This is a genomic window from Sphingopyxis sp., from assembly GCF_036675685.1.
Classification (GTDB): domain Bacteria; phylum Pseudomonadota; class Alphaproteobacteria; order Sphingomonadales; family Sphingomonadaceae; genus Sphingopyxis.
Genome location: NZ_JAKFEM010000002.1, coordinates 187,507 through 201,600, shown reverse-complemented (window position 1 = coordinate 201,600; position 14,094 = coordinate 187,507). Strand labels below are relative to the sequence as shown.

Here is a 14,094-nt window from a genome sequence, read left to right as displayed (position 1 = left end):
ATTCTCCTTGGTTGCGAGCATGAAGGGGATAGGGCGGCGGTCGCCCGCCGCCCTATCTCGTCAGAAGTCCATCGCCGGCATCGGCGCGGCCTTCTCCTCCTTCGGCAGCTCGGCGACGAGCGCTTCGGTTGTGATCAGCAGCGAGGCGACCGAAGCGGCATCCTGCAGCGCGGTGCGCACGACCTTCGCAGGGTCGATCACGCCGGCCTTGACGAGGTCCTGATACTCGCCGGTGGCGGCGTTGAAGCCCCAGTTATAGTCCTCGCTCTCGAGCAGCTTACCGACGATCCACGCGCCGTCCTCGCCGGCATTGTCGGCGATCTGGCGCGCCGGCGCGCGGAGAGCGCGGCGGACGATGTCGATGCCCGACTGCTGGTCGTCGTTCGCGGCCTTGAGGCCTTCGAGGGCCTTGAGCGAACGGAGCAGCGCGATGCCGCCGCCGGGAAGAATGCCTTCCTCGACCGCCGCGCGCGTTGCGTGGAGCGCGTCGTCGACGCGGTCCTTCTTCTCCTTGACTTCAACCTCGGTCGCGCCGCCGACGCGGATGACCGCGACGCCCCCCGCGAGCTTGGCGAGCCGCTCCTGCAGCTTCTCGCGGTCGTAATCGCTGGTCGTCGTCTCGATCTGCTGGCGGATCTGCGCGATACGACCGTCGATATCCGACTTCGAACCGACGCCGTCAACGATCGTCGTATTATCCTTGTCGATGACGACCTTCTTCGCGCGCCCGAGCATGTTGATCGTGACGCTCTCGAGCTTGATGCCGAGTTCCTCGCTGACGACATTGCCGCCGGTGAGCACCGCGATATCCTCGAGCATCGCCTTGCGGCGATCGCCGAAGCCTGGCGCCTTGACGGCTGCGACCTTGAGCCCGCCGCGCAGGCGATTGACGACGAGCGTTGCGAGCGCGTCACCCTCGACATCCTCGGCGATGATCAGCAGCGGCCGGCCCGACTGGACGACGCTCTCGAGGAGCGGCAGCATCGCCTGCAGGTTCGTCAGCTTCTTCTCGTGGATGAGGATGTAAGGATCGTCGAGCTCGACCTTCAGCTTCTCGGCATTGGTGATGAAATAGGGCGAGAGGTAGCCGCGATCGAACTGCATGCCCTCGACCGTCTCGAGTTCGGTCGCGAGGCTCTTTGCTTCCTCGACGGTGATCACGCCTTCGTTGCCGACCTTCTCCATCGCCTCGGCGAGGATGCGGCCGACTTCCTCGTCGCCATTTGCCGAGATCGTCGCCACCTGCGCGATCTCGCTGTTCGCCTCGACCGTTTTGGCGTGCGCCCTGAGGTCCTCGACGATGGTGGTGACCGCGAGATCGATGCCGCGCTTGACGTCCATCGGGTTCATGCCCGCGGCGACCGCCTTCGAGCCCTCGCGAACGATGGCCTGCGCGAGCACGGTCGCGGTAGTCGTGCCGTCGCCGGCCTTGTCATTCTGCTTCGAGGCGACCTCGCGCAGCATCTGCGCGCCCATATTCTCGAACTTGTCGGCAAGCTCGATTTCCTTGGCGACGGTGACGCCGTCCTTGGTGATGCGCGGTGCGCCGAAGCTTTTCTCGATCACGACGTTGCGGCCCTTCGGACCCAGCGTGACCTTCACCGCATTCGCAAGCGTATCGACGCCGCGCAGCATGCGATCACGCGCGTCCGACGAAAACTTCACTTCCTTGGCAGCCATTGGTGCAACTCCTTTCCTGTTACTGGCTGAATTTAGAAATGGCAGCCGATCAAGCCGCCTGCTTGAGCGCCTCGGCCTGCTCGATCACGCCGAGGATGTCGCTCTCTTTCATGATGAGCAGCTCCTCGCCGTCGATCTTGACCTCGGTCCCCGACCATTTGCCGAACAGGATCCGGTCGCCGGCCTTAACGTCGAGCGCGGTGACCGTGCCGTCCTCGGCGCGGGCGCCCGGGCCGACGGCGACGACTTCGCCCTCCTGCGGCTTTTCCTTGGCGGTGTCGGGGATGATGATGCCGCCCGAGGTCCTCTCCTCGGCTTCGATGCGGCGGACGACCACACGGTCGTGCAAGGGACGGAAATGCATGCATAACCTCCATGTTGCATAACGATATGATAAGCCGGCGCGCCTGTCCGTGACGCGCGGCGCCGAAGAGCTAGGAAGCGGATTTTTTCGCTTCAAGAGGTTCGCTCAGATTTTTTTTGGGTCGAGGGATTTTTCGGTCAAAGGCCCTCTTTTCAGGGGGCTGAGACCCCTTGACGCGACTCGCTCCGATCCCAAATTATGTTTCCGCGGCAGTTTGGCCGCACGATGAGAAAGGAATGGCGACAAGGAAGGAGGCACGATCATGTCCGAGCCATTTTCCCGTTTTCTGCACCCCTTCGACGTGGCGCGTCACCCGAGCCTCGAGCCCGAGGTCAAGCGCGCTCTTCTTGCATCCTGGGCGTCGGACCGCTCGGCGGTCCGCAACAAGCCCGCGCTTCGCAAGCCGCCGGGCGCGCGCCGCGCCGTGCCGGTCGACGATGTGCTCGCGGCGCTCAGGTCGCTCGACGGCGGCGAGGCGCGCGCGCCATGACCGACCGGCGCTGATCGCGCAGCTGGACGGCTACGGGCTGACGACCGCCGAAATCCACTACTACCGGCCCGATCATCCCTCGCTGCTCCAGCTATACGTCTGGCAGGATTATGATCTTCCGCCGGACTTTCCGGTGCTGTTCGATTTTTTGGCGATGTGGCGGCGCCAGCTCGAAGCCGCGCTTCATTCGGTGCGGATCGCGCATGATGCGCTGGTCGGGCCCGCCGAGTTGCGCGTGGCGGACATCATTCGCGCGATTGATTGACGGAGCGATCTGAGCGTCTCCGGCTGGTTAGCTGTACTTCTACTGCTATTCTTCGGGAAAGCGGGGCCGCTGCTGTACAGCGGCCCCGCAAGATATCAGGCGCTCTCGAGCGCCTTTTCTTTCGACGATCCGATCCGGCGCGGTTCGGCATCGCCGCTGCCGATCTCGATCTTGCGCGGCTTCATCGCCTCGGGAATGACCCGGTTGAGCTCGATCGTGAGCAGGCCGTCGGTGAAGCTCGCGCTACCGACCTCGATATAGTCGGCGAGCTGGAAGCGCCGTTCGAACGCCCGGCGCGCGATGCCGCGATGAAGATAGGTGCTCTTCGCATCTTCTTCCGCGGGTTTGCCCGTAACGGCCAGCTGGTTCTGCTGCGCCACGATCTCGATCTCGTCGGGCTTGAAGCCCGGGACCGCGAGCGTGATGCGGAAGCGGTCGTCGGCCTCGCGCACGATGTCGAAGGCCGGATAGCCGTCGGACGTCTCGCTGCGCTGCCCCTTCTCGAGCAGGTCGAAGAGATGATCGAAGCCTACCGTCGAGCGGCGGTAGGGGGTGAAGTCAAAGTCGGTTCTCATTTCCAAATCCTCCTGATTGAAGCAATTCGGGCATGAGATGCGCCGGTACACAGAGCCGGCGCTCTCCATGTCCTGCAGACCCGGTCAATCCGGCATCTGGAAGGAAATTAGGAAGCGAATTTGCTGTTTCAAGACATGTCGCCGACGCCGGATTGCAGTTCGTCGCAGAGGTGGAAGAGGGCCATCGCACCGGAAGGTGCGGAGCCGCAGTGTGCGGCTCCGCGGCTGGTCAGGCAACGCGGCTCCCGCCGGTGTCGTAGCTCCAGGTGGCGATCTGGTCCTTGACCGCCAGCTTCAGCTTCTTGAGCCGCGCGATCAGGACCTCGTCGGGTCGGCGCTGCCGAGCTTCCCGATCGATTTCGGCTTCGAGGCGGGCATGCTCGCGCCGGAAGTATTCGATATGTTTGCTGGACATCTTCTTCTCCATGCCAAGTTGAGGATGTTGCAGCCGTTCCGCTGCGGCGGGGATATAAAAGGGCCATCCCTGATTTCAATGGGTTGGGATATGTCGTTCGCTCAAATCGGCGCACGCCGCCTGTAATGTGAACGACGAGCTTTTGTCCGGTATCGGGTAGGCCATGGCCGCTATCGGCCGGAACGTGTCATCGCTGCTCGTGACCTCGGGAAGGTCCGCTATTCGCCATTCGGCACCCAGAAGCGGTCAGTCTCCTACCGGCCAATCTCAGCCAATCTACGCTCTAGGCGACCGTTTGTCGGAATGACTGGCAACGGCTCCAGCGCCATCGCGACCGCCTGTCCCTGACCGGCGAGCATGGGGCAGCAAAGGAGCTCTCCAGCGAAATGGGAACGATGGCGAGGAGCCTCGAACGCGACGCGCAGGTCGAATCGATCTTGCGAACCCGTAAAACGGCGCGCGGGATCGACGCCCATTCTGTTCGTTCGATCGGGCAGGACCTCGCCGAGATCGCGAACCTCGGCCGCGACCGATCGCGCGGCATCGGAATCGGCATGTAGGAGCGAAGCTCTGGGTCAAGATAGCCGGATTGCTGGAGAACCGACGCTTTAGGAGGCGGGCGATCTGGCCCCGGCATGTTTTCCACGCAGCCGGTGATACTTAGGATGGCCGCAAGGGCGGCAACTGAACCGCCCGGGTCTGCCGGAGGCTATTTGGTTTAAGTCACGCAGGCTTGGAGACGTCGTCCCGCATGGAAGTCTCGCCATCTAAGGTTGTGCGGCATGATTTCCAACAGAGGAGACAGAGTCGATCAGAGTGAAGTCACCGTTGACCCCTCAGTCTCTCAGTTTACAAGGTACGAAAGGTTGATCAGATTTCTGCGATGGTTTCCTATCTCTTCAGCTTGCTGCTAGCGGCCACCCAGCCAGTATCGGTGACGGCTCCATGCACCTCGGTCGCGGGAGCGGATCGGCTGTTCGATCAATACGACCTTCGTTGGCTGATCGTGGGAGAAATACACGGTACTGCAGAAATTCCTGCATCGTTTGGCGACCTAGTTTGCGCAGCGGCCAAGCAAAACCGAATGATCACGGTCGGCGTTGAATATCCCACGGAGGATCAGAGTTACATCGACGCATTTTTGGCTTCAGATGGCGGGTTAGGCGCGCGGGAGAAACTCCTTGCGAGGCCGTTCTGGCGCTTTAACGACGGACGAAGCAGCGAGGCCGCTTTTCTTCTCCTGGAACGGCTACGTAAGATGAAGCGAGAAGGCATGATTGCATCAGTTTTCGCTTTTCAGCCACGAGTAGACCGCAATCTTCGATCGGCAGAATATGAAGAAGAAATGTCCAAAATCGTGCGGCGGGCTTCAAAGGGCCGGACGCTGGCCATCATTCTCGTTGGTAACATTCATGCGGGCCTAACTGTCAGGACTTCATCTGATGGCGATAGCTATATGCCAATGGCGGGATTTCTTCCACGCGCCAACACCAAGACATTATTTGCTGCCGGGAACGGGGGAGCCGCCTGGAACTGCGTGATGGAGCGGGACAGTAATACCACGCCCGTTTGCGGCGCTCATTCCTTGGGCGAGCCTCCGAAATCTTATCCTCGCGGCATCGTACTCATCGAAGAAGCAACAAATCCATATAACGGCTATTTCAATATCGGCTCATCACTCACGTCATCGCCCCCCGCCATCGAGCGCGCGAAGAACTCAGTCTATCCTGACGAACCCCTACGACGCTTCTAGCCTCGCTTGCCGGTCAGTCTAAATCGAAACTCGAAGCGAATTATAACATAGGTGTTCCCGTGAAGGCAGGGATCCCGCTTGGCGACGGTGAAAGAAAAGCGGGATTCCCGCCTTCGCGGGAATGACGGGGATTGGTCGTTAGCGGTCGATCTCGCCCACCGACCGGGCAACGTCAGCTTTTCACGATTTGTTGCCGGAAGCGGACTGACGGCAAACGGCCAATTGCGCCCTGTCGTGCGCTTATTCGTCGGCGATCTCGATCAGGTCGGGGTCGGCGATCAGCTCTTTGAGCGCCGACGCGTCGCCTTGCCGGATAACGCCAAAGACCGGCAGGTTCGCGAGCGAGGGATCTCCCAGATGGACCGTCTCCTGCGAGTAGAGATTGACCGTCTCGATCACGTGCGCGAGCGGCTCGCCTTTGAAAATGAGTACGCCCCGCGTCCACGCGGTCGTGTTGTTCACGTCGGCGTCGTTCGATTGCGCGATGAAGCTTACCTGGTTGCCGCCGCTACGGTTCGTGCCGAAGCGGACCATCTCGCCCTGCCGGGCTTCCTTCGCGCCGCCCGCGACCATTTTATCCTTGCCCGCAAGGAGGATGCGGACGACGCCTTCCACAACGGTAACGGATGCCTCATCCTTCCCCGCGATCACATCGAACGAAGTGCCGACCGCGCGGACCTCGCCATGGGCGACCTCGACAATGAAGGGGCGGGCCGGATTGGAAGCGACGTCGAAAAGCCCTTGTCCGCGCAGGAGCCTGATCCGCCGTTCCGCAGAGCCATAGCGCACATCTATCCGACTCTCCGGCGCCAGATTGATGACCGACCCGTCCGCCAGTTCGATGACGCGGCGTTCGGCGCGAACGGACTGGTAGGATTCGGCGAAGTCACCGCTGTTCCGGCCCTGGAACTGCCAATAGGATATGCCCGATACGGCAAGCATCAGCGCGGCCGCGACAGGCGCGAAGCGGAGCCATGAGCGGCGCGGCCTTTCGGGCGTTTCGGCCGGGCGCTCGAGATCGCCCAGCCATTCCCAGAAGGCATCGGCTTCCTTCAGGTCGTCCGGATGGACAAGGTGACGGCGCCCGCCAAGCATGGCTTCGAACACGCTCGCGGCGCGCGAACCGAGCGGCTTGAAGGAAGGAAGCCGGCTCATTGACCGCTCCGCAACGGCCCCAGCCGCTCATACAGATGGGCAAGGGCCCGCCCCAGATGCTTCTGGACCATGCGCGGCGTAATTCGCAATTTGATCGCGATCATCGTCGTCGACATTTCGTCGAACCGTCGCATCACGAATATCTGGCGACATCGCGGCGGCAATTCGTCCAGCGCGGCCGAGAGGGCCTCCTGAAGATCGACGAGCCGCGGTCCGTCTTCCTGTTCTGCACGGGCCGGAAGCTCGTCGGTGTCGAGATCGATTTGCGCAAGTCTTGTCCGGCGATGGCGATCGACGATGAGGTTTGACGCGATCCGGAAAAGATAGGCCTGCGGTTCGTCGACCTGGCGCTCGCGGCACGATTGCAACAGGCGTGCGCAGGCCTCCTGGACCAGATCCTGCACTTCTTCGGGATCGGCGACCCGCCGGGAGACAAAGGCGTGCAGCGCCGCGCGGTAGGACGCGAGCCGCTCCATTTCCGGCGGCAGGCCGGTCTGCCGGGCGTTCTCGCCACTTGCCAATATGCCCACGCCCCATCTCCCGTCCGGGAAGCCATTATCCTGTCATGACGTTCGATGAACGAAAAAACGAACTTGAAATCGCCACCGAAGAAAAAATTGAACAAAAATGTCATCTTCGGTTCGCATTTTGCACGTCCGGCGTCTTAATCCCTGTGGCGGCCTTTCCCGGTGAGGGGGAAGGGCAGCCTCGAGGAAGGTCATATCCAGGGGGATGTGCCGCACCATAAGATGGGGGCTCGAATAATGAGGGGACTATTGCTTGCCGGTCTGGCGACGTGCGCCATCGCGACGCCGGCTTCGGCACAGGATGCGCGCTACCGGATGGACCTGCCGGCGCAACGGCTCGATAAATCCCTGTTCGCCGTGGCGCAGAAAACCGGCGTCCAGCTGATTTTCACCGATCCTGCGATCGCCAGGCGAAAGGCGCCCGCGGTCTCCGGCCATCTGACGGTTTCCCAGACGCTGACAGCCCTGCTGGCCAATTCGGACTACACCTACCGTTTCTCCGTCGGCAACGTCGTTCGCATTATCGGCAAGCGGTCGCTGCGCGAAAGGCCGGAACCGGCGTCGTTCGTCCAGACCGCGCCCGCTCAGGACGTGGCGGATCCCGGCGTTGCCGCGGAGCCGGTGGAGGCCGCGCCGCAGGATGAAATCGTCGTCACCGGCAGCCAGATTCGCGGCAGCTCGATCACGGCCGCGCTGCCGGTCACGGTCGTCGACGCGCAGGCGATCGCCGCGACGGGCGCGGTTTCGGGCGACGAGCTCTTCCGTTCGATTCCGCAGATGGGTGATGTAAGCTTCAACAGCGCCTATCTCCCGAACAGCTCGAACTCCGCGCGCGGCGATGTCGGTTCGGTCAATCTGCGCGGACTCGGCGTGGGCAACACGCTTGTGCTGCTCAACGGACGCCGCGTCGTCGCGCACCCGACGAGCCGCGCCGACGACAATCTCGTCCCGGTCCTGACCTATAACACCAATGCGATCCCGATCTTCGGCCTCGAACGGCTGGAGGTGCTGCGCGACGGCGCCGCTGCCATCTACGGCTCCGACGCGGTCGCTGGCGTCATCAACACGGTCCTGCGGAAAGATTATCGGGGCGTCACCGGCGAAGCGCAGGTGGGCTGGGCCGAAGACACCAGTCTGCAGGAGGTCAACCTCAGCCTGCTGGCCGGGACCCGGCTCGGCAGTCGGGGCAATATCGCGCTGTTCGTCAGCCATGACCGGCGCAGCGCGCTGCAGGCCAGGGATCAGGATTATACCGCCTCGGCCGATTTGCGGCCGCTGTTCGAGGGAACCGACTACGCGGGCAACACGTCGGTCGACGGGCGCAGCACGATCACCCCGTGGGGATCATTCCAGACGCGCGGCAACGTCGTGGTGCGTCAGGGGGCGACCGCGCTCACCAACGCATCGGGTCAATTCCATATCCAGCCCGTCATGAATGCGGGATGCCAGACCGCGATCGGAAACGGCATTTGCATCGACGACGGGACCAACGCGGCTGCGGGCGACAGGAATCTGCGTTTCGACGCCCCGCTTGCGTTCAACACGAGCGTCATGCCGAAGATTACCCGGACGAATGTCTTCCTGAACGGCAACTATGAGCTGACCGAGGGGCTCGAATTCTTCGGCGAGGCCGGATATTATCGTGCGAATTCGGAGAGCTGGCAGAGCTCGACCGGGACGCTCGCATCGGGCCCGCTCGTTATTCCCGCGAGCAATTATTACAACCCTTTCGGCGCCGTCACGCTCCCGAACGGGCAGCCCAATCCCAATCGCCTCCCGGGCATCAATGCGCCCGCGCAGGGACTTGCGGTCACGCTGAGCAGCTATAATTTTGCGGATCTCGGCGCCAATCTCGTCAAGGTAAAGAACGAGCAGTTCCGGTTGCTTGGCGGCTTCCGCTTCGAACTGGGCGGTTTCGATGTCGAGACGGCGGGGCTCTATTCGGAAGCAACGGTCCTCGACCGGTCTGACGGGATCAGCCAGACGCTGCTCCAGCGCCAGCTCGCGCTGTCGACCCCCGATGCGTACAATCCCTTCAACGGCGGCAGCCTCGGCAGCCTGTCGGGTTTCGATCTGACACCCAGCAATGCCGCGGCCCTTGATGCCATCCGGATCACGACCGACCGGCGCAGCAAGTCGACGCTGGCTCTCGCTGATATCAAGGTGAGCAAGCGCGATCTTCTCGCGCTGCCGGGGGGCGACGTCGGCATCGCCTTCGGCGCCGAGGTTCGCAAGGAAACGCAGCGCGACGATCGCGATGACCGCGTCGACGGCACGATCACCTTCACCGACGCCGTTTCCGGCTTCGTCAATCCCAGCGACCTCGTCGGTTCCAGCCCGTCGCCCGACACCAGCGGGCGGCGCACAGTGTTTGCGGCCTATGGCGAACTCGCGATCCCGCTGATTTCGCCCGAGATGAATGTTCCGCTCGTTCACCGCTTCGACCTTCAGGTCGCGGGGCGGTTCGAAAACTACAGCGACGCGGGTTCGGTCGCAAAGCCCAAGGTCGCGGCGGCGTGGGACATCGTCGACGGCCTGCGCCTGCGCGGCTCCTACGCCGAAGGTTTCAAGGCGCCGAACCTTGAACAGGTCAATGCGACGGTGGTGACCCGGTCGAACACACGCACCGACTTCGTGCGCTGCGAGGCGCGGCTCCGGAAGGGCGAAATCGCCAATTTCACCCAATGCACCGATGCCTTCGCGACGAGTGCCCAGCGATCGGGGAATCCGGATCTGAAGCCCGAAACCTCGCGGGCATGGTCGGCGGGCATCGTCGTCGAGCCGCGCTTCCTCGAATCCGCGCTCGGCCGGATCGTCCTCACCGCCGATTATTGGAACATCCGCCAGAAGGGGATCGTCGGGCTGTTCGGCGAGGGCAATGCGCTCATCAACGACTATCTGCAGCGCGTCCAGGGGAGCACCGACGCGAACGTCATCCGGGCCGCTCCCACCGCCGACGACATCGCGCTCTTTGCCGGATCGGGGCTCGACCCCGCAGGGCGCGTCCTGTTTGTGACGGACCAGTATCGCAATCTCCTGCCGCAGGAGGTCGCGGGTCTTGACCTCGGGGTCAACTGGCGCTTGCCCGAAACGTCGATCGGGCGCTTCACGCTCAATCTCAACGCCGCCTATCTCGACAAATTCTTCCTGCAACCCTCGCCGCAGGTCCAGGCGTTGCTCGACGCGCGGGCGGCGGGAACGATCAACCCCGGAACCAACATCGCCGAACAGGGCGATCTCGTCCGCCGCAACGGCAAGCCGCGGTGGAAGGCCTCTGGATCGCTCACCTGGAATTATGACCGGTTCCAGATCGGCGCCTACACGCAATATACGGGCGACGTCGAGGATACCGGGCTCGTCGATGCGACCGGCGTTCGGTGGCTGATCGACGACCAGCTTACCTTCAATCTCTATGGCCAGATCGAGGTCGGCGACGAAGCGTCGGGTAAATATCGTATCCGGATCGGCGCACGTAATCTGACGAACAAGGCGCCACCGCTGTCTTCGTCGGGTTATCTTGGCAGCCTCTACAATCCCTATGCCCGTTACTGGTACGCCAATGTGAAGGTGTCCTTCTGATGCGGTCAGCCCGGTTGGCGCGGACCATCGCGGGGCTGGTCGGAAGTGCGCTTCTGATCTTGCCCCCCGTCGTTTCGTCGGCGCAGGAAGCGGCGCCGGAAACGGCGGCCGCCGCGCAGCCCGGCGCCGCCCGTGGTCCCAGCGGCGGCGACCTCGTCGGTTACGAACAGATCCATCACCCCGAGATCGGCCGCGGCGGGATGGTCGTGAGCCAGAATGAAATCGCGACGCGGGTCGGCACGGAGATACTGCGCAAGGGCGGCAACGCGGTCGACGCGGCGGTGGCGGTCGGCTTCGCGCTCGCGGTCACCCTGCCGCGCGCGGGCAACGTCGGCGGCGGCGGTTATATGGTCGTGCATATGGCGGCCCGGGCGGACCGCCCCGCGCAGACCATCGCGATCGATTATTACGGGCAGGCTGCCCGGGCGACGACGCCCGACCTGCTTCTCGACGACAAGGGCAAATTCGACAGTCGCAAGGGTATGTCGATGAAGGGCGTCGCGATCCCGGGGACGGTTGCCGGCCTTTGGGAGGCGCACCGGCGGTTCGGGAAACTCAAATGGGCCTCGCTCGTCGAACCCGCGATCGCGCTTGCGGCGAAGGGCGTCGTCCTGAGCGACGACGAGGCGCAGGCGACCGCGGCGCGCAAGGAGGTGATGGGCCGGAATGCCGCAGCGCTGGCCGTCTATTTCAAGCCGGACGGAACACCCTATGAAGCGGGCGCGCTCTTCCGGCAGCCCGACCTTGCGTGGACGCTGCGCCAGATCGCGCGGCACGGGACCGACGGTTTCTATCGGGGGCCGGTTGCCGAGCGGATCGCCGCGAGCATGAAGGCGGGCGGGGGGATCATCGACCTGCAGGATCTCGCCGATTACCGCGCGATCGTGTCCGAACCGGTGTGGTCGGATTATCGCGGCTACCGGATCGCCTTCATGCCGCCGACCTCGTCGGGGGTCAGCGTCGCCGAGGCCATGAACATCCTCGAGAATTTTCCGGTCGGCGATCTCAAATGGGGCAGCGCGGCGGGCCTGCACTTGCTGGCCGAAACGCTCAAGATATCGGCGTCGGACCGGCGGCTCGTCGGGGGCGGTCCCGATTGGCGGACGCCGGTCGCGGGGCTCGTCAGCAAGGCCTATGCGGCCGAGCGGGCGAAGCTGATCCGCGCTGATGCTGTCCTCACCGCGAAGACGCTGCCCGACGGGAACCCCTATCCCTTCGAAAGCGCGGACACGACGCATTATTCGGTCGCCGATACCGACGGCAATGCCGTCAGCAACACCTATACCCTCTCGGCTTCCTATGGCGCGCATGTCGTCGCCGACGGAACGGGCGTGCTGCTCAACAATTCGCTCGGCAACCTCGCCTGGGGTGACCGCGCGAAAGAGGGGAGCGCGACCTTGCCGGTGCCCGGCAAACGCGTCGGGTCGACGATCACGCCGCTGATCGTGTTTCGCGACGGCCGCCCATGGATCGTTACCGGGACGCCGGGCGGCGGCTATATCGTCGCAACGATGGTGCAGATGCTGTCGAATGTGATCGACCACAAACTCAACATCGCCGAAGCGGCGCAGCGGCCCCGCGTCAATCAGGGCGGCGGCGACGCGCCGCTGGAGCTCGAGAGCGGCTTCTCGCCCGATCTGGCGGATATGCTCGGTGCGAAGGGGCACAAGGTCAAACCGTCGAACACGATGGGAAGCACCCAGTCGATCATGGTCGAGGGCGACCGGTTTTTGGGCGCGGCGGACACGCGGCGCCCCGACGCGCTTGCCGCCGGCGTGCGCTGATACAGGAGAATGACATTGAAGTTCCGACTGCTTCTCGCCGCCGCGGCGGTCGCCTTTCCGGTCGCGGTTCTTGCGGCCCCGGCCAATGACGATCAGACGGTCTTGTCGCAAGCGGTGGGCAAGCGCGAAGCAGCGCTTTCCCGTCTTGCCCGATCGATATGGGATTATTCCGAGGTCGGCTATCAGGAGACAAAGAGTTCGGCGCTACTCGCCGACGAGCTGCAAAAGGCGGGCTTTACGGTGCAGCGCGGCGTCGTCGGCATGCCGACGGCCTTTACGGCGTCGTTCAAGCGGGGCGAGGGGCCTGTGATCGCCATTCTGGCCGAATATGACGCGCTTCCGGGACTCGCGCAGGACGCGACGCCCGAGCGGTCGCCCACCCAGGGCAGGATCGCTGGCCACGCTTGCGGTCACAATCTGTTCGGCGCCGCGTCGGTGACGGCCGCGATCGCGGTCAAGGAATGGATGGCGGCCAATAATATCGCGGGCGAAATTCGCGTTTTCGGATCACCGGCGGAGGAAGGGGGATCGGGCAAGGTCTATCTGGTGCGCGCCGGCCTTTTCGACGACGTCGCGGCGACCTTGCACTGGCATCCGGGGGATGAGAATGGCGTCAGCGTGGGGGCGAGCCAGGCGAACATCAGCGGCAAGTTCCGGTTTCGCGGGGTCGCCTCGCACGCGTCGGCGGCGCCCGACAAGGGGCGTTCGGCGCTGGACGGGGTCGAGGTCATGAATGTCGCGACCAACTATCAGCGCGAACATGTGCCGATCGGAACCCGCATTCACTACGTCGTGACCAACGGCGGACAGGCGCCCAACGTCGTTCCCGACCTCGCCGAATCCTATTATTATGTCCGCAGTTCGGATGTGGAAGTGGTGCGATCCGTCTGGGCACGCGTCACGAAGGCGGCCGAAGGCGCTGCCATGGCAACCGATACGAAAGTCGATGTCGAAATTACCGGCGGCGTTTATGCGATGCTCGGAAACGAGGCGCTTGCCGCGGTCATGCATCGCAGCCTCGTGAAAGTGGGTGGTCCGCGCTGGACCGCCGAGGATCGCGCCTGGGCGGAACGGATACAGCCGACGCTGCCGACACAGCGCGCGCTCGACGGCATTTCCGAAACGGGCGCCGTAACCGCCGAAACCGGCGGGGGATCGACCGACGTCGCCGACGTCATCTGGGCGAGCCCGACCGTCGGCCTGCGCGTGGCGACGTGGGTCCCGGGGACACCGGCCCATAGCTGGCAGGCGGTCGCCGCGAGCGGGGCCCCGATAGGCGAACGGGGTGCCATGGTCGCAGCCAAGACCCTCGCTCTCACCGCTGCCGACCTGTTCCGCAGCCCCGGGACGCTGGCGGCCGCCCGCGCCGAGTTCGACCGAAAACGCGATGACGGCTTCCGGTACCGGGCGCTGGTGGGTGACCGCAGCCCGCCACTCGATTACCGCAAGGTGTCGGAAGCCGGCCGCTAGGATCGGGCAGTGAGAACGGCGATTGGCGATCGGGAAG

General features: G+C 63.8%; 13 protein-coding genes. 7 read left to right on the top strand and 6 right to left on the bottom strand.

From position 1 onward, the window contains the following. Positions 1-60: 60 nt before the first annotated feature. Together groL and groES are read right to left on the bottom strand one after the other, a co-directional pair. Positions 61-1,680 (bottom strand): chaperonin GroEL, encoded by a 1,620-nt coding sequence (gene groL / locus V6M50_RS01120; protein WP_332816683.1) that lies wholly within the window; start codon positions 1,678-1,680, stop codon positions 61-63. A 49-nt stretch (positions 1,681-1,729) separates the two neighbouring features. Next, positions 1,730-2,044 carry a co-chaperone GroES gene (gene groES, locus V6M50_RS01115; protein ID WP_332816682.1) on the bottom strand — a complete coding sequence of 105 codons (315 nt, stop codon included), beginning with the start codon at positions 2,042-2,044 and terminating at the stop codon, positions 1,730-1,732. 262 nt (positions 2,045-2,306) lie between these two features. Here groES and V6M50_RS01110 point away from each other — a divergent pair, with 262 nt between their 5' ends. Beyond that, complete coding sequence (locus tag V6M50_RS01110; RefSeq protein ID WP_054727955.1) at positions 2,307-2,534, top strand: hypothetical protein; 228 nt, start codon at positions 2,307-2,309, stop codon at positions 2,532-2,534. Beyond that, positions 2,482-2,799, top strand: a complete 318-nt coding sequence (locus V6M50_RS01105; RefSeq protein ID WP_332816681.1) for an usg protein — start codon at positions 2,482-2,484, stop codon at positions 2,797-2,799. Before V6M50_RS01110 ends, V6M50_RS01105 begins: the two co-directional genes overlap by 53 nt. Before the next feature lie 95 nt (positions 2,800-2,894). On the opposite strand, the gene V6M50_RS01100 is transcribed toward V6M50_RS01105, so the two are convergent. Together V6M50_RS01100 and V6M50_RS01095 are read right to left on the bottom strand one after the other, a co-directional pair. Further along, positions 2,895-3,374 carry an Hsp20 family protein gene (locus tag V6M50_RS01100; RefSeq protein WP_054727952.1) on the bottom strand — a complete coding sequence of 160 codons (480 nt, stop codon included), beginning with the start codon at positions 3,372-3,374 and terminating at the stop codon, positions 2,895-2,897. 229 nt (positions 3,375-3,603) lie between these two features. Beyond that, on the bottom strand, positions 3,604-3,789 hold the full coding sequence (locus V6M50_RS01095) for a YdcH family protein (protein WP_332816680.1): 186 nt from the start codon (positions 3,787-3,789) through the stop codon (positions 3,604-3,606). 386 nt (positions 3,790-4,175) lie between these two features. Between V6M50_RS01095 and V6M50_RS01090 the strand changes: the two genes are divergently transcribed. After that, entirely contained in the window at positions 4,176-4,349 is a 174-nt protein-coding gene (locus V6M50_RS01090; RefSeq protein WP_332816679.1) for a hypothetical protein, read from the top strand. Positions 4,350-4,672: 323 nt separating this feature from the next. Next, positions 4,673-5,542 (top strand): hypothetical protein, encoded by an 870-nt coding sequence (locus V6M50_RS01085; RefSeq protein WP_332816678.1) that lies wholly within the window; start codon positions 4,673-4,675, stop codon positions 5,540-5,542. 240 nt (positions 5,543-5,782) lie between these two features. On the opposite strand, the gene V6M50_RS01080 is transcribed toward V6M50_RS01085, so the two are convergent. Then, the gene (locus V6M50_RS01080) at positions 5,783-6,697 is read right to left on the bottom strand and encodes a FecR family protein (protein ID WP_332816677.1); all 915 of its coding nucleotides are present in this window, start codon (positions 6,695-6,697) and stop codon (positions 5,783-5,785) included. Then, positions 6,694-7,173, bottom strand: a complete 480-nt coding sequence (locus V6M50_RS01075) for an RNA polymerase sigma factor (RefSeq protein WP_332816676.1) — start codon at positions 7,171-7,173, stop codon at positions 6,694-6,696. Before V6M50_RS01075 ends, V6M50_RS01080 begins: the two co-directional genes overlap by 4 nt. A 300-nt stretch (positions 7,174-7,473) precedes the next feature. On the opposite strand from V6M50_RS01075, the gene V6M50_RS01070 reads away from it, so the two are divergent. From V6M50_RS01070 to V6M50_RS01060, 3 genes are read left to right on the top strand one after another with little or no spacing between them, the layout of a single operon-like run. After that, complete coding sequence (locus V6M50_RS01070; RefSeq protein WP_332816675.1) at positions 7,474-10,803, top strand: TonB-dependent receptor; 3,330 nt, start codon at positions 7,474-7,476, stop codon at positions 10,801-10,803. Beyond that, complete coding sequence (gene ggt / locus V6M50_RS01065) at positions 10,803-12,587, top strand: gamma-glutamyltransferase (RefSeq protein WP_332816674.1); 1,785 nt, start codon at positions 10,803-10,805, stop codon at positions 12,585-12,587. The genes V6M50_RS01070 and ggt overlap by 1 nt, the downstream gene beginning before the upstream one ends. Positions 12,588-12,596: 9 nt before the next feature. Beyond that, entirely contained in the window at positions 12,597-14,057 is a 1,461-nt protein-coding gene (locus tag V6M50_RS01060; protein ID WP_332816673.1) for an amidohydrolase, read from the top strand. Positions 14,058-14,094 lie beyond the last annotated feature (37 nt).

Coding starts and splice junctions, on each gene's coding strand:
- V6M50_RS01080 (WP_332816677.1), bottom strand. CDS start 6,697: ATGAGCCGGCTTCCTTCCTTCAAGCCGCTCGGTTCGCGCGCCGCGAGC.
- V6M50_RS01085 (WP_332816678.1), top strand. CDS start 4,673: ATGGTTTCCTATCTCTTCAGCTTGCTGCTAGCGGCCACCCAGCCAGTA.
- V6M50_RS01075 (WP_332816676.1), bottom strand. CDS start 7,173: ATGGAGCGGCTCGCGTCCTACCGCGCGGCGCTGCACGCCTTTGTCTCC.
- groES (WP_332816682.1), bottom strand. CDS start 2,044: ATGCATTTCCGTCCCTTGCACGACCGTGTGGTCGTCCGCCGCATCGAA.
- ggt (WP_332816674.1), top strand. CDS start 10,803: ATGCGGTCAGCCCGGTTGGCGCGGACCATCGCGGGGCTGGTCGGAAGT.
- V6M50_RS01110 (WP_054727955.1), top strand. CDS start 2,307: ATGTCCGAGCCATTTTCCCGTTTTCTGCACCCCTTCGACGTGGCGCGT.
- V6M50_RS01060 (WP_332816673.1), top strand. CDS start 12,597: ATGACATTGAAGTTCCGACTGCTTCTCGCCGCCGCGGCGGTCGCCTTT.
- V6M50_RS01090 (WP_332816679.1), top strand. CDS start 4,176: ATGGGAACGATGGCGAGGAGCCTCGAACGCGACGCGCAGGTCGAATCG.
- V6M50_RS01095 (WP_332816680.1), bottom strand. CDS start 3,789: ATGTCCAGCAAACATATCGAATACTTCCGGCGCGAGCATGCCCGCCTC.
- V6M50_RS01100 (WP_054727952.1), bottom strand. CDS start 3,374: ATGAGAACCGACTTTGACTTCACCCCCTACCGCCGCTCGACGGTAGGC.
- V6M50_RS01105 (WP_332816681.1), top strand. CDS start 2,482: ATGTGCTCGCGGCGCTCAGGTCGCTCGACGGCGGCGAGGCGCGCGCGC.
- groL (WP_332816683.1), bottom strand. CDS start 1,680: ATGGCTGCCAAGGAAGTGAAGTTTTCGTCGGACGCGCGTGATCGCATG.